This is a genomic window from Streptomyces recifensis (genome assembly GCF_002154615.1).
Classification (GTDB): Bacteria; Actinomycetota; Actinomycetes; order Streptomycetales; family Streptomycetaceae; genus Streptomyces; species Streptomyces griseoluteus.
On sequence record NZ_MUNH01000192.1, the window covers coordinates 1 to 6471 of the forward strand.

The window sequence follows — 6471 nt, forward strand, 5'->3', positions numbered from 1 at the left end:
GCCGAGCACCTCGGCCAGCTCCAGCCCCAGCCCCTCCGCGAGCGCCTCCGACGCCGCCGAGGACTGCGAGAAGGCCACGGACGACGTCGGCGGCATCGACAACAAGCAGCTCCTCGCCGACGACCCCTGGTACCTCAACGCCAGCTCGCTGCTGCTCAAGGGCGCCGACTACCAGGGCGTCGTCCAGGTACGGACCGCGAGCGGCAAGGTCAAGAAGGTGCTGAAGTACGTCATCTCCGACGGCACCGACATCGGTGACCTGCACCAGACGGTGAAGGACAAGGCTTCCGGCAAGACGTACCACGTCCAGGCCGGCAAGGGCACGACGTCCACGATCCGCGGCGGCGACACCACCATGTACACCGAGAGCATCTCGGGCAAGCTGTTCGGTCTGATCCCGATCACCTTCAGCCCGGACAGCCCGCCGCCGCTGAACATCCCGCTGATCTACTTCACCGACGTCACCGTCCAGCAGGCAGCCCAGTTCGGCGGCACGCTGACCATCCCCAAGCTGCACCAGTACGCCGACTGAACGCACCACCACGAGCCCGTTCGGGAGCCGCACAACACCGTGGCCCGGTCCCCCTCAGCGAGGGGGACCGGGCCACGGTCCTGTCCGGGTGCGTCAGTTGCGGTCGCCGCCGCCGACGTGGTGCACGCGCACCATGTTGGTGGTGCCGGGGACACCGGGGGGCGAACCCGCGGTGATGACGACCGTGTCGCCGTCGTTGAAGCGGCCCAGCTTGGCCAGCTCCTGGTCGACCATGTCGACCATCTCGTCCGTGGTGTTGACGAACGGCACCACGTGCGACTCCACGCCCCAGCTCAGCGTGAGCTGGTTGCGGGTGCCCTCGTCCGTGGTGAAGGCCAGGATCGGCTGCGCCGCGCGGTAGCGGGAGAGCCGGCGGGCGGTGTCACCCGACTTGGTGAACGCGATCAGGCCCTTGCCGCCGAGGAAGTCGGCGATCTCGGCCGCCGCACGGGCCACCGAACCACCCTGCGTACGCGGCTTCTTGCCCGGCACCAGCGGCTGGAGGCCCTTGGAGAGCAGCTCCTCCTCGGCCGCCTTGACGATCTTCGACATCGTCTTGACGGTCTCCACCGGGTACGCGCCCACGCTGGACTCGGCCGACAGCATGACCGCGTCCGCGCCGTCCAGGATCGCGTTGGCCACGTCGGACGCCTCGGCGCGGGTCGGCCGGGAGTTGGTGATCATCGACTCCATCATCTGGGTCGCGACGATCACCGGCTTGGCGTTGCGCCGGCACAGCTCGATCAGGCGCTTCTGCACCATGGGGACCTTCTCGAGCGGGTACTCGACGGCGAGGTCGCCACGGGCGACCATCACACCGTCGAACGCCATCACGACGTCCTCCATGTTCTCGACCGCCTGCGGCTTCTCCACCTTGGCGATGACCGGGACCCGGCGGCCCTCCTCGTCCATCACCTTGTGGACGTCCTGCACGTCCTTGGCGTCGCGGACGAAGGACAGCGCGACCATGTCGCAGCCCATGCGCAGCGCGAAGCGGAGGTCCTCGACGTCCTTCTCGGACAGGGCGGGCACGTTGACGGCCGCGCCGGGCAGGTTGATGCCCTTGTGGTCGGAGACGACCCCGCCCTCGATGACGATCGTCTTGACCCGCGCGCCCTCGACGTCGACCACCCTCAGCTCGACGTTGCCGTCGTTGATCAGGATCTGGTCGCCGCGCGAGACGTCACCGGGCAGCCCCTTGTACGTCGTACCGCAGATGTGCTTGTCGCCCGGCACGTCCTCGGTCGTGATGATGAACTCGTCACCGCGCTCCAGCTCCACCGGGCCCTCGGCGAAGGTCTCCAGCCGGATCTTCGGGCCCTGGAGGTCGGCGAGGACGCCGATGGCGCGCCCGGTCTCCTTGGCGGCGGCCCGGACGCGGTCGTACCGCGCCTGGTGCTCGGCGTGGGTGCCGTGACTGAAGTTGAACCGGGCCACATTCATGCCCGACTCGATCATGGCGACGAGCTTGTCGTGGGAGTCGACCGCGGGGCCGAGAGTACAGACGATTTTCGAACGGCGCATGAGGCGATCCTATCGGTTTGTTTCACTGCGGAATATTCCGGCCGGCGGAAGACACAGACGATGCAAATGGGCGGACAGGCGCTCAGGCGTGTTACTGCGGTGTAATGCTCAGCTCTTCTTTCCGACCAGCGCATAGGTCTGCGTCGCGATCTCCAGTTCCTCGTCGGTCGGCACCACGGCGACGGCCACCCGCGCGGACGCGGGCGAGATCAGCCGGGCCCCGTCGGACCGTACGGCGTTCAGCTCCTCGTCCACCGCCAGGCCGAGGCCGTCGAGGCCCGCGACCGCCGCGGAACGCACGGCCGCCGCGTTCTCCCCGACGCCGGCCGTGAACGCCACCGCGTCCACCTGTCCGAGTACGGCGTAATAGGCGCCGATGTACTTCTTGATGCGATGAATGTAAATGTCGAAGGCGAGGGCCGCCGCTTCGTCGCCCTCGTCGACGCGGCGCCGGATCTCCCGCATGTCATTGTCCCCGCACAGGCCGAACAGACCGCTCCTCTTGTTGAGAAGAGTGTCGATCTCGTCCATGGACATATCCCCGACACGGGCCAAATGGAAGATGACCGCCGGGTCCAGATCACCGGACCGGGTACCCATCACCAGCCCCTCCAGCGGGGTCAGCCCCATCGAGGTGTCCACGCACCGGCCGCGCTCCACCGCCGAGGCGGACGCGCCGTTGCCCAGGTGCAGCACGATCACGTTCACTTCCTCCGGCGCCTTGCCGAGCAGCCGCGCGGTCTCCCGCGACACATAGGCGTGCGAGGTGCCGTGGAAGCCGTAGCGGCGGATGCGGTACCGGTCGGCGATCTTCGGGTCGATCGCGTACCGCGCCGAGGACTCCGGCATCGAGGTGTGGAACGCGGTGTCGAAGACGGCGACCTGGGGCAGGTCCGGGCGCAGCGCCGTGGCGGTACGGATGCCGGTCAGATTGGCCGGGTTGTGCAGCGGGGCGACCGGGATCAGCCGCTCGATCTCGGTGAGCACCGAGTCGTCGATGACGGTGGGCTCGGTGAAGAACATGCCGCCGTGCACCACCCGGTGCCCGATCGCGGCCAGTTCCGGGGAGTCCAGGCCGAGGCCGTCGCGGGCCAGCTCCTCGGCGACCGACTTCAGCGCGGTCTCGTGGTCGGCGATCGGCCCGCTGTGCTCGCGGGAGTCGCCGGTGGCCACCAGGGTGTGGCGCAGCCGCGAGGTCTGCTCGCCGATCCGCTCCACCATGCCGACCGCGAGACGGCTGCTGTCCCGCATGTCCAGGAGCTGGTACTTCAGCGAGGACGAGCCGGAGTTGAGGACGAGTACACGGGTGGGGGTCACTGCTGGGAAGCCCTTTCGGTCGGCGCCTGCGCCTGGATCGCGGTGATGGCGACCGTGGTGACGATGTCCTGCACCAGGGCGCCGCGCGAGAGGTCGTTGACCGGCTTGCGCAGACCCTGGAGGACCGGTCCGACGGCGATCGCCCCGGCCGAGCGCTGGACGGCCTTGTAGGTGTTGTTGCCCGTGTTGAGGTCCGGGAAGATCAGCACGCTGGCCTGGCCGGCCACCTCCGAGCCGGGCAGCTTGGTCGCGGCCACGGCTGCGTCCACGGCCGCGTCGTACTGGATCGGGCCCTCGATCTTCAGGTCGGGCCGCTGTTCGCGGGCCAGCTCGGTCGCCTCGCGCACCTTGTCCACGTCGGCGCCGGAGCCGGAGGTGCCGGTGGAGTACGACAGCATGGCGATCCTCGGCTCCACGCCGAACTGCGCGGCCGTCGCCGCCGACTCCACCGCGATGTCCGCGAGCTGCTCGGCGTTCGGGTCGGGGTTGACCGCGCAGTCGCCGTAGACCAGCACCTTGTCGGCCAGGCACATGAAGAAGACCGAGGAGACGATCGCGGAGTCCGGCTTGGTCTTGATGATCTCGAAGGCCGGGCGGATGGTGGCCGCGGTGGAGTGCACCGAGCCGGAGACCATGCCGTCGGCCAGGCCCTCCTGCACCATCAGGGTGCCGAAGTAGTTCACGTCGGAGACCACGTCGTAGGCCAGCTCCACCGTGACGCCCTTGTGGGCGCGCAGGGCCGCGTACTTCTCGGCGAAGGAGTCGCGCAGCTCGGAGGTGGCCGGGTCGATCAACTGGCAGTCGCCCAGGTCGATGCCGAGGTCGGCGGCCTTCTTGCGGATCTGGTCCACCGGGCCGAGCAGGGTGAGGTCGCACACGCCCCGCCGCAGCAGCACCTCCGCCGCGTGCAGGACGCGCTCCTCGGTGCCCTCGGGCAGGACGACCCGGCGCTTGTCGGAACGGGCCTGCTCCAGCAGCTTGTGCTCGAACATCATCGGGGTGACCCGGCCGCCGCTGGGCGCGGAGACCCGGCGGGCCAGGTCGGCGGTGTCCGCGTACCGCTCGAACAGGCCGAGGGCGGTCTCCGCCTTGCGCGGGGTGTGGGCCGTCATCCGGCCCTCCAGCGAGAAGAGCTGGCCGGCGGTGGGGAAGCTGGTGCCGGCCACCGAGAGCACCGGGGTGCCGGGGGCGAGACGGGCGGCCAGGGTGAGGATCTCCTCGCTCGGCACCTCGTTCAGGGTGAGCAGCACACCGGCGATCGGCGGGGTCCCGGCGCTGTGCGCGGCCAGTGAGCCGACGACCAGGTCGGCGCGGTCGCCCGGCGTCACGACCAGGCAGCCGGGGGTCAGGGCGGCGAGGAAGTTGGGCAGCATGGCGCCGCCGAAGACGAAGTCCAGCGCGTCGCGGGCCAGGCCGGAGTCGTCGCCCAGCAGCACCTTGGCGCCGAGGGCGTGCGCGATCTGCGAGACGGTCGGCGCGGAGAGGGCCGGCTCGTCGGGCAGGACGTAGCAGGGGACCGGCATGCGGTCGGTGAGCCGGTCGGCGATCTTGTCGCGGTCCTCGCGGGCGGCGCGGTTGGCGACCATGGCGAGCACGTCGCAGCCGAGGCCGGCGTAGGCGCGGTAGGCGTTGCGGGTCTCGGCGAGCACCGACTCGGCGGACTGCTTGCGGGCGCCGACCACCGGGATCACGGACGCGCCGAACTCGTTGGCGAGGCGGGCGTTGAGGGACAGCTCGTCGGGGAGCTGGGTGTCGGCGAAGTCGGTGCCGAGGACGAGAACCACGTCGTAGTCGCGGGCGACCAGGTGGAAGCGCTCGACCAGGGCGGAGACGAGTTCGTCGGTGCCGCGCTCGGCCTGGAGCGTGGACGCCTCCTGGTAGCCCATGCCGTACCCGGTCGCGGGGTCCTGCTGGAGGCGGTAGCGGGACCGCAGCAGTTCGAAGAGCCGGTCGGGGCCGTCGTGGACGAGGGGGCGGAACACCCCGACCCGGTCGACCTGCCGGGTCAGCAGTTCCATCACGCCCAGGTCGACGACCTGCCGGCCGTCGCCCCGGTCGATCCCGGTCACGTACACGCTGCGTGTCACGCGTGCTCTCCGATCCTTGCTCGTACGGCGGCCGCCTTCCCGGCGTCGCCGTACGCCTGCACAGAAATCGCCCACCCGAGGTGAGCGGAACCCTCTTGACAATACCCGCGGGCCTGGATAAGGCGCCCGTCAGCCTGGCGGGGGTCCGAACATGCTGGTGGGGGCGGTGGTCGTCGGCCGTTCGGTGGCCGTGAAAGAATCGGAGCGGCTCACCGGTACCCACAGCGAGCAGGAGACACAGCACGATGCGCATCGGAGTTCTCACCGCAGGCGGCGACTGCCCCGGCCTGAACGCCGTGATCCGGTCGGTCGTGCACCGCGCCGTGGCGCACTACGGCGACGAGGTCATCGGCTTCGAGGACGGTTACCGGGGGCTGCTGGACAGCCACTACCGCACCCTCGACCTGGACGCGGTCAGCGGCATCCTGGCGCTCGGCGGCACCATCCTCGGCTCCTCCCGCCTGGAGCGGGACCGGCTGCGCGAGGCGTGCGAGCGGGCGACGGACATGGCCGAGGAGTTCGGCATCGACGCGCTGATCCCGATCGGTGGCGAGGGCACGCTGACGGCGGCCCGGATGCTGTCCGACGCGGGGCTGCCGGTCGTCGGTGTGCCGAAGACCATCGACAACGACATCTCCGGCACCGACCGCACCTTCGGCTTCGACACCGCGGTGGGCGTGGCCACGGAGGCGATGGACCGCCTGAAGACCACGGCCGAGTCGCACCAGCGGGTCATGGTCGTCGAGGTCATGGGCCGGCACGCGGGCTGGATCGCGCTCGAGTCCGGCATGGCCGCCGGCGCGCACGGCATCTGCCTGCCCGAGCGGCCCTTCGACCCGGCCGACCTGGTCAAGATGGTCGAGGAGCGGTTCGCGCGCGGCAAGAAGTTCGCCGTGGTCTGCGTCGCCGAGGGCGCCCACCCGCTCGACGGCACGATGGACTACGGCAAGGGCGACATCGACCAGTTCGGCCACGAGCGCTTCCAGGGCATCGGCACCGCCCTCGCCTACG

Annotated in this window: 4 protein-coding genes and 1 pseudogene; 2 read left to right on the top strand and 3 right to left on the bottom strand. The window is 70.1% G+C overall.

Annotation, left to right across the window (positions count from 1 at the left end; genetic code table 11):
• A pseudogene (locus CCN33_RS11735) lies at positions 1-532 on the top strand (hypothetical protein); the annotation flags it as partial.
• Positions 533-625: 93 nt separating this feature from the next.
• Here the strand turns inward: CCN33_RS11735 and pyk are convergent.
• From pyk to pta, 3 genes are all read right to left on the bottom strand, one after another.
• On the bottom strand, positions 626-2056 hold the full coding sequence (pyk, locus tag CCN33_RS11740; RefSeq protein WP_086693582.1) for a pyruvate kinase: 1431 nt from the start codon (positions 2054-2056) through the stop codon (positions 626-628).
• Positions 2057-2164: 108 nt separating this feature from the next.
• On the bottom strand, positions 2165-3373 hold the full coding sequence (locus CCN33_RS11745) for an acetate kinase (RefSeq protein ID WP_086693583.1): 1209 nt from the start codon (positions 3371-3373) through the stop codon (positions 2165-2167).
• A complete protein-coding gene (gene pta, locus CCN33_RS11750) occupies positions 3370-5460 on the bottom strand; it encodes a phosphate acetyltransferase (RefSeq protein ID WP_086693584.1) in 2091 nt (696 codons plus the stop codon). The genes CCN33_RS11745 and pta overlap by 4 nt, the downstream gene beginning before the upstream one ends.
• Positions 5461-5705: 245 nt before the next feature.
• Between pta and CCN33_RS11755 the strand changes: the two genes are divergently transcribed.
• Positions 5706-6471 (top strand): ATP-dependent 6-phosphofructokinase (locus tag CCN33_RS11755; protein ID WP_086693585.1); only part of this gene is annotated, 766 nt, incomplete at its 3' end.

Coding starts and splice junctions, on each gene's coding strand:
- pyk (WP_086693582.1), bottom strand. CDS start 2,056: ATGCGCCGTTCGAAAATCGTCTGTACTCTCGGCCCCGCGGTCGACTCC.